General features: G+C 66.7%; 14 protein-coding genes. 7 read left to right on the forward strand and 7 right to left on the reverse strand.

Features of this window, described 5'->3' with window-relative positions; genetic code table 11:
• Window positions 1–22 precede the first annotated feature (22 nt).
• The gene (locus B0I00_RS09155; protein WP_100867056.1) at window positions 23–445 is read left to right on the forward strand and encodes a hypothetical protein; all 423 of its coding nucleotides are present in this window, start codon (window positions 23–25) and stop codon (window positions 443–445) included.
• Between the two features lie 10 nt (window positions 446–455).
• Here the strand turns inward: B0I00_RS09155 and B0I00_RS09160 are convergent, their stop codons facing one another.
• Window positions 456–1613 (reverse strand): glycosyltransferase family 4 protein, encoded by a 1158-nt coding sequence (locus tag B0I00_RS09160; RefSeq protein WP_100867057.1) that lies wholly within the window; start codon window positions 1611–1613, stop codon window positions 456–458.
• A gap of 47 nt (window positions 1614–1660) precedes the next feature.
• On the reverse strand, window positions 1661–3490 hold the full coding sequence (gene typA, locus B0I00_RS09165) for a translational GTPase TypA (RefSeq protein ID WP_100867058.1): 1830 nt from the start codon (window positions 3488–3490) through the stop codon (window positions 1661–1663).
• A 266-nt stretch (window positions 3491–3756) separates the two neighbouring features.
• Here typA and B0I00_RS09170 point away from each other — a divergent pair, with 266 nt between their 5' ends.
• Window positions 3757–6423 carry a TonB-dependent receptor gene (locus tag B0I00_RS09170; RefSeq protein ID WP_198519184.1) on the forward strand — a complete coding sequence of 889 codons (2667 nt, stop codon included), beginning with the start codon at window positions 3757–3759 and terminating at the stop codon, window positions 6421–6423.
• A gap of 111 nt (window positions 6424–6534) precedes the next feature.
• On the forward strand, window positions 6535–6996 hold the full coding sequence (locus B0I00_RS09175) for a DUF805 domain-containing protein (protein WP_100867060.1): 462 nt from the start codon (window positions 6535–6537) through the stop codon (window positions 6994–6996).
• On the opposite strand, the gene B0I00_RS09180 is transcribed toward B0I00_RS09175, so the two are convergent.
• Both B0I00_RS09180 and B0I00_RS09185 read right to left on the reverse strand, forming a co-directional pair.
• Window positions 6993–9515, reverse strand: coding sequence for an ABC transporter permease (locus B0I00_RS09180; RefSeq protein WP_100867061.1), 2523 nt, complete (start codon window positions 9513–9515; stop codon window positions 6993–6995). The genes B0I00_RS09175 and B0I00_RS09180 overlap by 4 nt on opposite strands.
• Window positions 9512–10216 carry an ABC transporter ATP-binding protein gene (locus B0I00_RS09185; RefSeq protein WP_100867062.1) on the reverse strand — a complete coding sequence of 235 codons (705 nt, stop codon included), beginning with the start codon at window positions 10214–10216 and terminating at the stop codon, window positions 9512–9514. The genes B0I00_RS09180 and B0I00_RS09185 overlap by 4 nt, the downstream gene beginning before the upstream one ends.
• A gap of 48 nt (window positions 10217–10264) precedes the next feature.
• Here B0I00_RS09185 and B0I00_RS09190 point away from each other — a divergent pair, with 48 nt between their 5' ends.
• A complete protein-coding gene (locus tag B0I00_RS09190) occupies window positions 10265–10987 on the forward strand; it encodes an arylesterase (RefSeq protein ID WP_100867063.1) in 723 nt (240 codons plus the stop codon).
• Here B0I00_RS09190 and B0I00_RS09195 read toward each other — a convergent pair.
• Entirely contained in the window at window positions 10974–11348 is a 375-nt protein-coding gene (locus B0I00_RS09195) for a copper resistance protein CopC (protein WP_100867064.1), read from the reverse strand. The two genes, B0I00_RS09190 and B0I00_RS09195, sit on opposite strands and share 14 nt — an antisense overlap.
• Before the next feature lie 299 nt (window positions 11349–11647).
• Between B0I00_RS09195 and B0I00_RS09200 the strand changes: the two genes are divergently transcribed.
• A complete protein-coding gene (locus B0I00_RS09200) occupies window positions 11648–12265 on the forward strand; it encodes a copper resistance protein B (RefSeq protein ID WP_198519185.1) in 618 nt (205 codons plus the stop codon).
• Between the two features lie 56 nt (window positions 12266–12321).
• Here B0I00_RS09200 and recF read toward each other — a convergent pair whose 3' ends face one another.
• Entirely contained in the window at window positions 12322–13395 is a 1074-nt protein-coding gene (gene recF, locus B0I00_RS09205; RefSeq protein ID WP_100867181.1) for a DNA replication/repair protein RecF, read from the reverse strand.
• A 217-nt stretch (window positions 13396–13612) separates the two neighbouring features.
• On the opposite strand from recF, the gene B0I00_RS17040 reads away from it, so the two are divergent.
• Both B0I00_RS17040 and B0I00_RS09210 read left to right on the forward strand, forming a co-directional pair.
• Window positions 13613–13753, forward strand: coding sequence for a hypothetical protein (locus B0I00_RS17040; protein ID WP_157812513.1), 141 nt, complete (start codon window positions 13613–13615; stop codon window positions 13751–13753).
• Complete coding sequence (locus tag B0I00_RS09210) at window positions 13750–13965, forward strand: PspC domain-containing protein (protein WP_100867066.1); 216 nt, start codon at window positions 13750–13752, stop codon at window positions 13963–13965. Before B0I00_RS17040 ends, B0I00_RS09210 begins: the two co-directional genes overlap by 4 nt.
• Before the next feature lie 50 nt (window positions 13966–14015).
• On the opposite strand, the gene B0I00_RS09215 is transcribed toward B0I00_RS09210, so the two are convergent.
• The gene (locus B0I00_RS09215; RefSeq protein ID WP_100867067.1) at window positions 14016–14732 is read right to left on the reverse strand and encodes a queuosine precursor transporter; all 717 of its coding nucleotides are present in this window, start codon (window positions 14730–14732) and stop codon (window positions 14016–14018) included.
• Window positions 14733–14808 lie beyond the last annotated feature (76 nt).

Here is a 14808-nt window from a genome sequence, read left to right on the forward strand (position 1 = left end):
TTGCGAACAAGGAGGGGTAGCAATGGAAACCGTCAATGAAACCGCGGCCCGCGTGCCGACCAGCTATTGGGCCATCGCCGTTGTCGGCCTGTTGTGGAACAGCTTCGGGGCCTATCTATACCTGATGGCGCGGCTCGATCCCGACACCGCGCTGGCCGCCGCCTCGCCCGCACTGCGCGACTATGTCGCCAACCAGCCGATCTGGGCCAACGTGGGCTATGGCCTGGGCATCTGGGGCTCGTTTCTCGGCTCGATCGCGATGACCCTGCGCTCGCGCCACGCGGTGTGGCTGTTTGCGGTGTCGCTGCTGGGCGTGATCCTCAGCCACCTCGGGCAGGCGCTGGCCGGCGTGCTCGACGCGCCCCTGGCGATCACCATCTTCGTGGTCGTCGCGTTCCTGTGGTTCTATTCGCGCAAGTCGGTGGAGCAGGGCATCCTGCGCTGACCCCGTGCGATCAGGCCCTGGCGCGCGGCTTGTGGCGGATCAGCCGCAGATAGGTGTCCGCCACGGCCTGGTTGATCCGGTCCCAGCTGAACGCCTTTGACCGTTCCTCGCCCGCGGCGCCGTGCCGCGCACGAAGGTCGGGCTGCTCGACATAGCCGCGCAGCGCCTCGGCGAATTGGTGGATCGCGCCGGGCCGGACCAGGCGGCCCGAGACGCCGTCGTCGACCAGGCTTTCGCTGCCCGTGGCCGCTGCTGCGACGACCGGCAGGCCGCAGGCCATGGCTTCCAGCGTGACATTGCCGAAAGTCTCGGTGATCGAGGGGTTGAACAGTACGTCCATGCTGGCGACCGCGCGACCCAGGTCCGATCCGCCCTGGAAACCGGCGAAGACCGCATCGGGCAGGCGCGCCTCGAACCAGTCGCGCGCCGGACCTTCGCCCACGACCAGCACGCGGTGGGCGATGCCGCGCGCGTTCAGCTCGTCGATCGTATCGGAAAAGACGTCGAGCCCCTTTTCCATGACCAACCGGCCGAGAAACCCGACCGCCACCTCCTGGTCGGCGATGCCAAGGCTCTGCCGCCAGGCCATGTCGCGGCGCTGCGGATTGAATACCGTGCGATCCACTCCGCGCGACCAGATGCCGATGTCGTAATTCATGCGCTGGTCGCGCAGCACCTGGGCCATCGATTCCGACGGCGTCACCAGCGCGTCGCAGCGGCGGTAGAAGCGGCGCAGGCCGGCGGTGACCAGCGGTTCCGCCCAGGCCATGTTGTAATAGCGCGGGTAGGTATCGAATCGGGTATGGACCGACGACAGCACCGGCAGGCCCCGGTGCCGCGCCCAGGTCACCGCGCGGTGCGCGCTGATATCGGGCGAGGAGACGTGGACCACGTTCGGATCGAAGGCGGCCAGATCGCGCCGCACACGCCTGTTCAGCGCCATCGGAAAGCGGTATTCGCTGCGCCCGGGAATGGCGATCGAGGGCAGGCTGACCAGATCGCCGGTCGGCGCGAAGGCCGGCTCGGCAATGGTCGGCGAATAGACGCGCACCTTCGCGCCCTGGCGCAGCAGGTATTCGACCAGCCGGTTGAGCGCGCGGTTCGCGCCGTCGGTGGTCATGTTGTAGTTGCCGCTGAACAGGGCAATGCGAAGGTCGGACATCTGCATCGGCGGAGCCTTAGCCCAAGGACGCTCTCATGGCGAGAAGCGCCGGGTCAGTCGTCCTTGCGGCGGCTGGCCTTCTTGCGCTCGTGCGGGTCGAGCAGGGCCTTCCTGAGGCGGATCGACTGCGGCGTCACCTCGACCATCTCGTCGTCGTCGATATAGGCGATGGCCTGTTCCAGCGTCATGATCTTGGGCGGGGTCAGACGGATCGCGTCGTCCTTGCCGGTCGAACGAAAGTTCGTCAGCTGCTTGGACTTCATCGGGTTGACCTCGAGATCGTCGGGCTTGGCGTTCTCGCCGATGATCATGCCTTCGTAAATCTTGTCCTGCGGGCGCACGAACAGGATGCCGCGATCTTCCAGCGCGTTGAGCGCGTAGCCGACCGCTTCGCCGGTGCCGTTCGAGATCAGGACGCCGTTGGGACGGCCCTCGATCGAGCCCTTGTAGGGGCCGTAGCTGTCGAACAGGCGGTTCATGATGCCGGTGCCGCGCGTATCGGACAGGAATTCGCCGTGATAGCCGATCAGACCGCGGCTGGGGGCGAGGAAGGTGATGCGGGTCTTGCCGCCGCCCGAGGGGCGCATGTCGGTCATCTCGCCCTTGCGGATCGCCATCTTCTCGACGACCGTGCCCGAGTGTTCGTCGTCCACGTCGATGACCACGGTTTCGTAGGGTTCGGTGCGCTGGCCATTCTCGTCCTCGCGGAACAGCACGCGCGGACGGCTGATGCCCAGTTCGAAGCCCTCGCGGCGCATTGTCTCGATCAGCACGCCAAGCTGCAGTTCGCCGCGCCCGGCCACGTCGAAGCTGTCGCGGTCGGCGCTTTCGGTGACGCGGATGGCGACGTTCGATTCCGCTTCGCGCAGCAGGCGGTCGCGGATCATGCGGCTGGTCACCTTGCTGCCTTCGCGGCCGGCCATCGGCGAATCGTTCACCGCAAAGCGCATCGACAGCGTCGGCGGATCGATCGGCTGGGCGTGGAGCGGTTCGGTGACCGTTGGATCGCAGATCGTGTTGGCGACGGTCGCCTCGGTCAGGCCGGCGATCGAGATGATGTCGCCGGCGCGGGCTTCGTCTACGGGGACACGCTCGAGCCCGCGGAAGGCCATCAGCTTCGACGCGCGGCCGCTTTCCAGCACCTTGCCCTCGGCGTCGAGCGCGTGGATCGGCGAATTGACCTTGACCGTGCCCGACTGGACCTTGCCGGTCAGGATGCGGCCGAGGAAGTTGTCGCGATCGAGCAGCGTGACCAGGAACTTGAACGGCCCGTCAACGTCGGCGGCCGGCGCCGGGACGTGGCTGACGATGGTCTCGAAAAGCGGAGTCAGCGTGCCGTCGCGCAGGCTCGGGTCGGTGTTGGCATAGCCGTTGCGGCCCGAAGCGTAGAGCACCGGGAAATCGAGTTGCTCGTCGCTCGCATCGAGGCTGACGAAGAGGTCGAACACCTCGTCCAGCACTTCCTGGATGCGTTCGTCCGGGCGGTCGACTTTGTTCACGACGACGATCGGCTTGAGGCCCAGCGCCAGCGCCTTGCCGGTCACGAACTTGGTCTGCGGCATCGCGCCTTCGCTGCTGTCGACCAACAGGATCACGCCGTCGACCATGCTGAGGATGCGCTCCACCTCGCCGCCGAAGTCGGCGTGGCCCGGGGTGTCGACGATGTTGATCCGCGTGCCGTTCCATTCGACCGAGGTGCACTTGGCCAGAATGGTGATTCCGCGTTCCTTTTCGAGGTCGTTGGAATCCATCGCGCGTTCTTCGACACGCTGGTTGTCGCGGAAGGTGCCGGACTGGCGGAACAGTTGGTCGACAAGGGTGGTCTTGCCGTGGTCGACGTGCGCAATGATGGCAATGTTGCGCAAGGGCAGGGGGGCGGACATGGAGGGGCTTCTCTGCTTGGAGTGGCGGCGGCACGAATAGGCGCCGCTGATTTTCGCCGCGCCCCTAGCCCATGAGGCCCTTCGGGGCAAGAGCGGCGACTGTGATCATGTTGCAACAGCGCGCAAGGATATTGCGGGGCTGTCACGGAACCGTTTCTAAACGCGGGTATTCCTCACTAGGACTGCAAGTGGTCGCAAATCTGGCTTCGATCCACGCCTTTCTCTTGCGGTCGCAAACAAACAACCCCCTCAGGAGAGGTTTTTTCGTGATCAATACGCTGTTCAATGGCAACGCCCGCGCGGCGCTGCTCGCCGGTCTTGCCGTTCCCGCCCTTGCCCTGCCGCAGATGGCCTTTGCCCAGGAAGAAGCGCAGCCCGCCACGGATGAGGCGCAGGCCGATGTCGCCATCGAGGAAGGCAACGAGATCGTCGTCACCGCGACCAAGCGTGAGCAGACCCTCCAGGACACCCCCGTCGCCGTCAGCGTGACCAGCGCCGCCACGATCGAGCGTGCGCAGATCCGCGACATAGCCGATCTCGCCAGCGTCGTCCCCTCGCTCAAGGTAAGCACCAGCCAGAATTCGTTCGCCACGACCTATGCCGTGCGCGGCTTCGGCACCAGCGGCAACAACCTGGGTCTCGAGCCCTCGGTCGCGGTATTCGTCGACGGCGTCTACCGCAGCCGCTCGATGGCGCAGATAAGCGACCTTCCCGATATCCAGCGCGTCGAAGTGCTGCGCGGCCCGCAGTCGACCCTGTTCGGCAAGAACGCCTCGGCCGGCGTGATCTCGATCGTCACCAAGGAGCCGAGCTACACCTTCGGCGGATCGGTCGAGGCGACCTATGGCAACTTCGATGCGATGACGGTCAAGGGCTATGTCACCGCAGGTCTCAGCGACACGATCGCAGCTAGCATCGCGGGCGGCTACAACCGCCGCGACGGCTATGTGACCAACGCCTTCAACGGCGATGACATCGGCAACCGCAACCGCTGGTTCGGCCGCGGCCAGGTCCGCTTTGATCCCAGCGACGCGCTCAAGATCCGGCTGATCGCCGACTATGACCAGATCGACGAAAAGTGCTGCGCGGTGTTCAACCTGCGCCGTTCGGCCGCGACCGGCGCGGTCAACGCCGTGGGCGGCCAGGTCAACGATGCCGCGACGATCTATGACGACGTCGTCTACACCGACGTCGTGCCCTTCAACAAGGTGCGCAACTGGGGCCTTTCGGGTCAGATGGACTACGAGTTCGGCCCGCTGACGCTGACGTCGATCACCGCCTATCGCGACACCGATCTCAAGGCCAACCAGGACGTCGATTTCTCCAGCGGTGCGCTGGCGACCGGTGCCAACATCGGCCAGGCGAGCCTCAAGACCTTCACCCAAGAACTGCGTCTGGCGAGCGATCTGGACGGTCCGCTCAACTTCCTCGTCGGCGGTTACTACTTCAACGAGAAGGTCAAGACCGCGGACCAGATCGTCTACGGCAACGCCTTCCGCAACTATGCCAACCTGCTGATCGGCGGCACGCCGACCAGCCCTCCGAACGATCTCGCCGTCGACCAGCTTGAGGCGCAGTTCAGCGCGTTGACCGGGCGCAACCTGATCAACACGTTCTTCCAGTCAGGCCAGGGCTTCTTCAATGCGATGGACCAGAAGAACGAGGCGTGGTCGCTGTTCGGCCAGGTCGACCTCAAGCCGACCGAGCGGCTGACCATCACCCTGGGCGGCAACTACACCCACGATTCGAAGGACGTGACGACCAGCTCGGTGAGCACCGACGTGTTCTCGTCGCTCGATCTCAACGCGATCCGCACCACGGCGACCAGCTTCGGCATCGCGCAGACCGTGGGCGGCATCCTCGGCGTTCCGGGCGGCATCGCCTCGGCCACCCAGATTGCCGGCTTCGCGGCGCTGCAGCCGGCGCTGTTCCAGCAGATCCAGGCCGGGGCCGCTGCGGCCACCGCGCCGATCCTGGCACTGCGTCCGCTGCAGTTCCTGCCGCCGTTCCAGAACTGCCCGAACGCGGTGGAAAGCTGCAGCACGCGTGACGGCAACTTCTCGTACACCGCGCGCCTGGCCTACGAGATCAGCGACACGCTGAACGTCTATGCCAGCTATGCGACCGGCTTCAAGGCGAGCTCGTTCAACTTGTCGCGCGACAGCCGCCCCACGTTGAGCGACCTGGCCGCGCTGCGTGCCGCGAACCTTGCGGTGACCAACCTGACCTCCGGGTCGCGCTTCTCGCGTCCGGAAAAGTCGAAGGTCTACGAAGTGGGGATCAAGGGCAACTGGGGCCTCGCCAGCGCCAACCTGACCTTCTTCAAGCAGTCGATCGAGGACTTCCAGGTCAACAACTTCACCGGCACCGGCTACATCTTCAGCAACGCCGACAAGCAGTCGACCTTCGGGATCGAGTTCGACGGTCGGGTCAACCCCACCCGCGAGCTGACCCTCATGCTGGCGATGACCTACCTCGATCCGAAGTACGACAGCTACGTCAATTCGCCCTTCGGCGACGTTTCGGGCACCCAGATCGTCAACATCTCCAAGCTGTCCGCCACGTTCGGCGCGCAGTATGAGCGCCGCCTGGCGAACGATGATCGCCTGATCGCGCGGACCGACTTCAACTACTCGGCCCCGGTCCAGGTCCAGCCGGGTCTGCTCAACTACATCGGCACCAACGCCAACGGCACGCCCAACTATGCGCCGGCACGCGATGCGGCCCGGCCGTTCGGGCGCGAGGTCAACGACCTCAACGCCTCGCTCACCTATGCGATGGCGAACGGCCTGGAGCTGAGCGTATGGGGCCGCAACCTGCTGGACGACCGCTACCTCGTCGACATCTTCGATTCGGTTGCGCAGCGCCAGTCGGTGTCGGGCTACACCAACCAGCCGCGCACCTATGGCGTTGCCGCCCGCTTCAAGTGGTAGGATCGGCAGCGCTTCGAGACAGGAAAGGGGGCCGTCACCGGCCCCCTTTTTTGTTGTCAATTCAAACTGTTTGTGGTCGACCTACAACCAGTTCTCAAGGAGGGTGAGACCATGAACTGGATGATCATGCCGTTCCGGCGCTATTTCGACTTCAAGGGGCGTTCGCGCCGGATGGAATTCTGGATGTTCGCGCTGCTCAACACCATCGTCTGGATAGTGCTGACCATGGTGCAGCTCGGATCGACCGGGGGCATGGCCCAGATGGCCTCCCTCGATGAAAGCAATCCGTTCGCGATCTACGGCATTCTGTTCTCGGGCGCTTTCGGCATCCTGATCGCGCTGTGGGGGTTGGCGACCATCATTCCCAGCATCGCCGTCACGATCCGCCGCCTCCACGACCGCGACATGTCGGGCTGGTGGTACCTGGGCGTGATCGTGGGCAGCCTGATCCCGCTGATCAACATCCTCGTCTCGCTGGGCTTTCTGGTGCTGATGCTCCTGCCCGGAACACCCGGCCCCAACCGCTTCGGCCCGGATCCCAAGGATCCCACCAGCGCCGAGGTCTTCGCCTAAAGTTCCCTGAGGGCGCGCGCTGGCTTCGCTTTCAGCAAGGGAAGCGAAGCCGCCAGCGCAAAGCCGATCACCAGCACAAGGCCGGCGCCCAGAACGGCCAGGACGTGCGGCCAGGATGGCAGCCAGTCGAATTCGAACAGCTGCACCACCACCAGCCAGGCCAGCCCCGAACCCAATGCCAGTGCGACGCCGGCCAGCACCGTCGCCAGCAGCCCGTATTCCGCGAGTTGCAGCGCCAGGAGCTGCTGCCGGCTCGCGCCGAGTACCCGCAGGATCACGTTATCGTAGGTCCGGCTGGCGCGCGCTGCGGCGATGGCGCCCAGTAGCACGGCGATCCCGGCGAGCACCGCGACCGAGGCAGCGGCAAGGATTGCCAGGCTGACCTGGCTGAGCAGTTCGCGCGCCTGGGTCAATACCCCGCCGATCTCGATCACCGAACTGGATGGAAAGGCGCGGACCATAGCGCGCAGAAGGGGCCCCCGGTCGCTGCCTTGCGGCAGGTCGATCGTCGCCGCCAGGTTGTGCGGCGCGTCGGCGATGGCGTTGGGGCTGAACACCAGCACATAGTTGAAGCCCATCGAATCCCAGTCGATCCGACGCAGCGAGGCAATACGCGCGGTGCGTTCGACGCCGAGCAGGCCAATGGTCAGCTTGTCCCCGATCTTGAGGTCGAGCGCCGTGGCCAGATCCTCGTCGATGGAGACCAGCGGCTCGCCGGTGTAACCGACCGGCCACCAGGCGCCGGCGGTGACGGTGTTGCCCTCGGGCACGGTGTCCGAATAGGTCAGCCCGCGTTCGCCGCGCAGCGGCCAGGCCTCGTCAGGGATGGCCGGCAGGTCGGCCACGCGGGTCATGCGGTCGGCCGGGCCATAGGCGAGGATCGCGCCGCGCAGCGATGGGACCATGCGCACATCGGCGCGCGGGGCTTCGCCCGCGATGGTCGCCTTGAACGCGTCGGCCCGGTCGCGCGGTACGTCGAGCACGAAGTAGTCGGGCGCGCGCTGCGGCACCCGCGCGGCGATATTGGCATCAAGGCTGGTCTGGATCGCCGCCAGGGTGACGAAGGCGGACAGCCCGAAGCCCAGCGCGGTGACCAGCGCGCCGGTCTGCGCGCCGGGGCGGTGCAGGTTGGCAAGCGCAATCCGCAGCAAGGGCCTTTCGGGACGGGGGAGGCGGCGCGCCGTCCTGCGGATCGCCCAGCCGAGCAGCGCCAGCAGGCCGAGCAAGGCAACCGACCCGGCCAGGAAATACAGCGTCACCAGCTTCTGCGAAGCGGTGGCCAGCGCCAGCCCGGCAATTGCCGCCATGCCGAGGCCGACCGGCAGCGCCGCGTCGCGCCACCGGCTGGCAAGCGGCGATACCCGCGCGCGCATCAGCGCCATGGCCGGAAAGCGCCGCGCGGCCAGCAGCGGCGGGGCGGCAAAGATCAGGGCGACCAGCAAGCCGTAAAGCGTCGCCTTGGCCAGTGCGAGCGGATCGAGGACGAAGCCGGGCGCCACCGGCAGCAGGCTGCCGAGCGCCACGTCGAGCAAGGGGGTGACCAGCACCCCACCGACCAGACCCGCCGCGCTGCCGACCAGCGCCGCCGCGCCGATCTGCATGAGGTAGATCCGGGCGATGTCGCCGCTGGTCGCGCCGAGCACCTTCAGGGTCGCGATGCTGCCGCGCCGGGCTTCGAGATAGGACGAAACCCCGCCGCCGATGCCGATCCCGGCGATGACCAGCGCGGCAAGGCCGACCAATACAAGGAAATCGCCCATCCGGGTGACGAAGCGTTCGGCCCCCGGACTCGCCTTGTCGCGGGTCCTGAGGTCGAGTCCAGCCGAGGGGAACTGCCGCTTGATCGCTTCGCCGACCTCGACCGGATTGGCGGCCGCGGGAAGGGCGATGCGGGTCTTGCTGCGATACATCGCGCCGGGGCTCGTCAACCCCGATTCGGCCGGGAAGCCGGCAGCGGTGATGACCACGGGGCCGAGAGTAAAGCCTTCGCCCAACCGGTCCGGCTCGTCGGCAACGATCCCGGCAACGCGCAGCGGTCGGCCGCCGACATTGATCGTTCCGCCCGGCGCAACCCCCAGCCGCTCCGCGGCTCCCGGGGCGATCCACGCCGATCCCGGGGCCGGCGCGCCGACCTTGCGGCCATCGGTAAGGGTCAACCTGCCGACGAGCGGCCATCTGTCGTCCACCGCCTTGAGCTCGACCGGCGCGGCGAGATCTCCGGCGGTGGCCATCGCCTGCATCCTGAGCCCGGTCGAGGCCGTTCCGGCGCGGGCAAAGGCGGCCTGCTCGGCCGCGGTGGGGCTGCGCTGCCACACCGACAGCTCGATATCGCCGCCCAGGATAGTCCGCCCCCGGCTGGCCAGTTCGCGCTCGATCGCCCCGGTCAGCGTGCCGATCGCGGCCAGTGCGCCGACCCCCAGGAACAGGCAGACCAGCAGGAGCCGCAGGCCCTTGAAGCGGGCCGACAGGTCGCGCCGCGCAATGGTCCATGCTGCGCTCCAGGACAGGCGTTCGCTCACGCCGGCAGGCTGTCGCTGGCGATGCGGCCGTCGGCCAGGGTCACCACCCGCTCGCAGCGTTGGGCCAGCGCCGTATCGTGGGTGATAACCACCAGCGTCGCGCCGGTTTCGGCGCGGCGGGCAAAGAGCAGATCCATGATCGCCTCGCCCGTCGCGGTGTCGAGATTGCCCGTCGGCTCGTCGGCGAAGACCAGCGGCGGGCGCGGGGCGAGCGCGCGGGCAATGGCCACGCGCTGCTGTTCGCCGCCGGACAACTGGGCCGGATAGTGGTCGAGCCGGTGGCCGAGGCCGACCGCCGCCAGCTCCGCTTCGGCCCTTGCGCGCGGATCGGGCGTGCCGGCCAGTTCGAGCGGGGTCATGACGTTCTCGATCGCGGTCATGGTCGGGAGGAGGTGGAAGGCCTGCAGCACGATGCCGATGCGCCCGCGCCGCGCAGCGGCAAGGCCATCTTCGTCAAGCGCCGCAAAGTCGGCCCCGGCGACGTGCAGCGTGCCGCCGCTTGCCCGCTCTAGGCCTGAAAGAACTGCCATCAGCGAGCTTTTGCCCGACCCTGACGGGCCGAGCAGGGCCAGCGTCTGCCCTTGCGGCACGGCGAGGTCTATCCCGCGAAGGATTTCGACGGAACTGCCGTCCTGGCCCAGGGTCAAGGTGAGGTCGGTAGCAGCAATGGCGCGCTCTGTCGCCGGTTGGGGGCTTGTCACGTCAGCGGGATGCCATAGCTAGGGATGAACTCGAGAAGGAATTGCAGAATGAAATGGAACCTGATCCGCGTGGTTACAACCCCCGTGGCTCTCGCGCTCGCGCTGGCGGCCTGCGGATCGGAAGCGCCCGTCGCCGCGCCGACCGCCTCCGCCAGTGCGGACGAGCCGCCGCTGCCGCCAGTGATGGGAGCGCAGCTTCGGGTGATCGCGCTGGGGGACAGCCTGTTCGCCGGCTACGGCCTCGATCCGGGGCAAAGCTATCCGGCGCGACTGGAGACCGCGCTGCGCGGCCGGGGGATCAATGCAAAGATCATGAACGCGGGCGTATCGGGCAACACCACGGCAGACGGGCTGCAACGGCTGGACTTCACGCTGAACAGCGATCCCGCCGCCCCCGCCCTGGTCCTGATCAGCCTGGGCGGCAACGACATGCTGCGCGGCCTGCCGCCCGAACAGACCCGCTCGAATCTCGAAGCGATCCTGGCCAGATTGCAGGAGCGCAAGGTGCCGGTCGTGCTGATGGGCATGATCGCCGCGCCGAACCTGGGCCCCGACTATGCGGCGAAGTTCAACCCGATCTTCCCGACGCTGGCCAAGAAGTACGGCGCCGCGCTGGTGCCGTTCTTTCTGCAGCCGCTGCTGGGCAAGCCCGGCCTGATCCAGCCCGACCGCATTCACCCCACCGCAGAAGGGATCGACCTGATGGTCGGCCAAACGGTCGAGGCGGTCGCCAGGGCCCTGCCGGCGCCGGCGAAGTCTAGCGCACCGTAAAGGTGTAGGCGCCGGTCACGCGCTGCTTGTCGGCGCCGGCGGCGTGCCACTTGAGGCTGTAGGTGCCCGCCGGCAGCGCGCGAGGCAGCGTGACGACGAGGTCCTTGCCCGCGGTGGCGGTCTTGAAGCCCCGGATCGGCATCGGCGGGTGATTGGCCATCCCCGGCATACCGGTCATGATCAGCTCGATGCCCGACAGCGGGCCGGCGAGCGCCTCCGAAAAGGACAGCTTGATCTGCGTCGGCTTGGCCACGGTCGCCCGGGCAGCGGGCGAGGCGGCGACAAGCCTGGGCTGAGCCATCACCGGACTGGCAAGTCCAAGGGCGGCGAGGGCGGCAAGGGTAACGGTCAGACGGCGCATCGTTTCTCCAGTTCTCTTTTGGCGCTCCGGCCCGGGTCCGAAGGTAGGGGCGTTGGCGCGCCTGTTGCCTTCATGCCTTGTGGCAGTCGACAATTTTCTTGTGCAACCAGTGCGATGGCGGCTCCTATCGCGGGCAAGCTGAACGAATGGGATACGGCGCTGGTCCGTTTCGACGAACGCTGCCGTCGACGACAGAATTGGCGGGAAAACGGCATGAATGGCGCTATGATGGGGCAATGCTCGATCGTGTGCTTGCCCTTTTGATGATCGCGCCGGTTTGTCTTTGCGCCTTTCCCGCCGTGGCTGAAGTGAACGCGGAAATTGCTGTCGCCGAACTGCATATCGGCCCCGGGCCGGAACATCTGCTGATCGAATCGGCACTCGAAGCCGGCAGCGGCCTTGCGCATTTCGGACTGAAGATCGACGGCGGCAGCGAGACGCGCACCGCCTTTGACCTTGTTCAGGTGCAGGCCCTGTGGATGCCGAAGGTGAGCAAGGCCGCCACTTTGGCCTTCGGCCTGCGCCGCGGCGAAGACCTGGTTCACGCCTCAGCCGGAATCGAAGCCGCGCTAGCGTCGTGGCTTGACGCAGAACACTACGTCTTCGTGTCGCAGCGCGGCGACCTGACCGGCAGCGGCAAGCTGACCGCTTCATTCGATCTGTCCGAGCGTTGGCGGTTTGAGCCGCGACTGGCGCTGAACTGGTCGGCGCAGGTCATTGCGCCAGAGGCGCTGGGCCGCGGGCTGACCGACCTCAACGCCTCGACCAGACTGCGTTTCAATCTGTCCGAGCGGGCCGACGCTTATGTCGGCGTGGTCCACGAACGGCTGCTGGGCGGTACGGCCGACGTGGCCCGCGCCCAGGCTGCGACGGTGCATGTGACGCGGGGGGTGATCGGCTTCGGGCTGGCCATCTAGCACTATTTCGCATCGCCGCCGCTGCGCGATGGACGGCAGTGGGCGCTTGAAGAGCGCTATGGCGTGCGTACGGCCGATCCCCCGGCCACTTGCCACACGGCGGCTTCACCCGCGATGTCCGAGAAGGGCGCCAGTTCGGTTCCGGTCAGCCAGACCTGCGCGCTGCCCCGGCGCAAGCGGTCGAACAGAGCCTCGCGGCGCTGGGGATCGAGATGGGCGGCTACTTCGTCGAGCAGCAGGAGCGACGGACGTTCGCCGCCCAGCAGACCCGCGTGAGCCAGTGTGATGGCGATCAGCATGGCCTTCTGCTCGCCAGTCGAACAGTCGGCGGCGCGCTGATCCTTGCCGGCCATCGTCACGACAAGGTCGTCGCGGTGCGGCCCGGTCAGAGAGCGTTGGGCAGCGCGGTCGCGGCGGCGGCCTTCGGCCAGGGCGCGTGCAAGATCTTCGGGTTGAAGCGGCCCGCCCGGTTGATAGCAGAGCTCGGGCCGGGCGAAGGGTGCATCGGGCAGAGTTACAAGGGTGGCGCCCAGCCGATCCACCACCCGCGCGCGCGCCTGGGCCACGGCAGAGCCGGCTTCAGCCAGTTGCGCTTCGATCGCGTCGAGCCAGCGGGGGTCCGGCTCGGCCGCATCGGCCAGCAGGCGGTTGCGTTCGCGCAAGGCCGTGTCGAGCCGCGTCGCCTGGCGGGCGTGGCGCGGCTCGAGTGCCACGACGAGCCGGTCGAGGAAGCGGCGCCGGGCACCTGCTCCGTCGGCGAACAGGCGGTCCATCGCCGGCGTCAGCCAGCCGATGCTGAGCCATTCGCCAAGCTGCACTGCGGCGATCTCGGCCCCGTTGGCCTGGACGATCCGGCGGCCCGGTCGTTCGGCCCGAATTCCGGTGCCGAGCTGCACCGTCTGATCCAGCGCGGCGCTGATCGCGAAGCTGCCGTCGCCGTGCTGGCCGGCCATGTCGGCAAGAGCCGCGCGGCGAATGCCCCGGCCGGGGGCAAGTAGCGACAGCGCCTCGAGCACATTGGTCTTGCCCGCGCCATTCTCGCCCACCAGCAGGTTGAATTTCGCCGTATCTTCCAACCGTGTGCCGCGGTGGTTGCGAAAGCGGGTCAAGGAAATCCGGTCAAGCACCATGATAGCGGCGATAGTGCGCTGCTTGCCCAAGGTCACGCGAAAGGCGTTTGCCGATAGTTGGGAAAAATTACCACTTGTGCGCATTCATCCTGTGGCAAGAATCCGTGTTCGGGGAAGAATTGGCAGATTTCTGGCATTTTCTGCAATTGGCACGGTCCCTGCAATGTTTGTGGCATGCGCTGCAAGCGCTGGGAACTTTGAACAAGGAGATCTAGAAATGACGCAGAACACCAACCTGACCAGCCGGCTTACCGCTGCCGTGTCGGCCTTCGCCCTGTCCTTCCTGCTGATCAGCGGCACCGTTGCCACCGAAGCTGCTCCGCAGCAGACCGCCGCCTATATCGGTGCCGTCGCATGAGCAGCCTCGACAAGAGCAGCCCGATCCTGCCCGAACGCCGCGGCTTCCGCCTCGGCCGCAGCCAGGCCAAGCTGATGGGCGTGTGCTCGGGCATCGCCGACTACTTCGGGATCGACGTCACCCTGGTCCGCGTGGCCTGGGCGCTGGGCACGATCCTTGGCATGGGCAGCCTGGTGCTGATCTACATCGCAATCGGCCTCATCGCCGATTGACCATCGCCGGTGAGGCCCCGCATCCCGATGTGGTGCGGGGCCCAAGCCGCCTACTTCGCCTTGGCAAAGGGCGAAAAATCGGTGCCACGGTCGAATACGTCGACCCCCTCGCGGCGCTTGAGCCAGCCGACCACCGCATAGGTCACCGGCGTCAGCAGCGCTTCCCACAGCACCTTCAGAAGCCAGTTGGTGACCATTACGGTCAGGACCTGGCCGGTGCTCCAGATCCCCAGAAACGCGATCGGATAGAAGATCAGGCTGTCCACGGCCTGGCCGAACAAGGTCGAGCCGATCGTGCGCGTCCACAGCTGCTTGCCCGCGGTCAGGATCTTCATCTTGGCCAGAACGAAGCTGTTGACGAACTCGCCCGCCCAGAACGCGATGACCGAAGCCGCGACGATCCGCCAGGTGCTGCCAAAGACGCTTTCATAAGCGCCTTGTCCGTCCCAGCCAGCGGCCGGGGGCAGGGCGACCACCACCCAGCTCATGAAGGCCATGAACAGCAGCGCGGCAAATCCCGCCCAGACGCAGCGGCGCGCGTTGGCATAGCCATAAACCTCGGTCAGCACGTCGCCGATGACGTAGCTGATCGGGAAGAACATGATTCCCGCGCCAAAGGTCCATCCGCCCAGCGTGGCCAGTTTTGCGGCACCGATCAGGTTCGATAGCAGCAGGATCGCCACGAAGGCGGCCATGACATAGTCGAAATAACGGAAATGGCGGCGGGCGCCGGCCTGGCCGTCTAGCGTATCGAGGTGCTGGGTCATCGCGCGCCACGCTAGCCGCATTTGCGCGCCGCGCAATCCCGCCCTATGGAGCGCGCGGCGCGCGCCCGTAGCTCAG

Origin of the sequence: Novosphingobium kunmingense (genome assembly GCF_002813245.1) — a bacterium.
GTDB lineage: Bacteria > Pseudomonadota > Alphaproteobacteria > Sphingomonadales > Sphingomonadaceae > Novosphingobium > Novosphingobium kunmingense.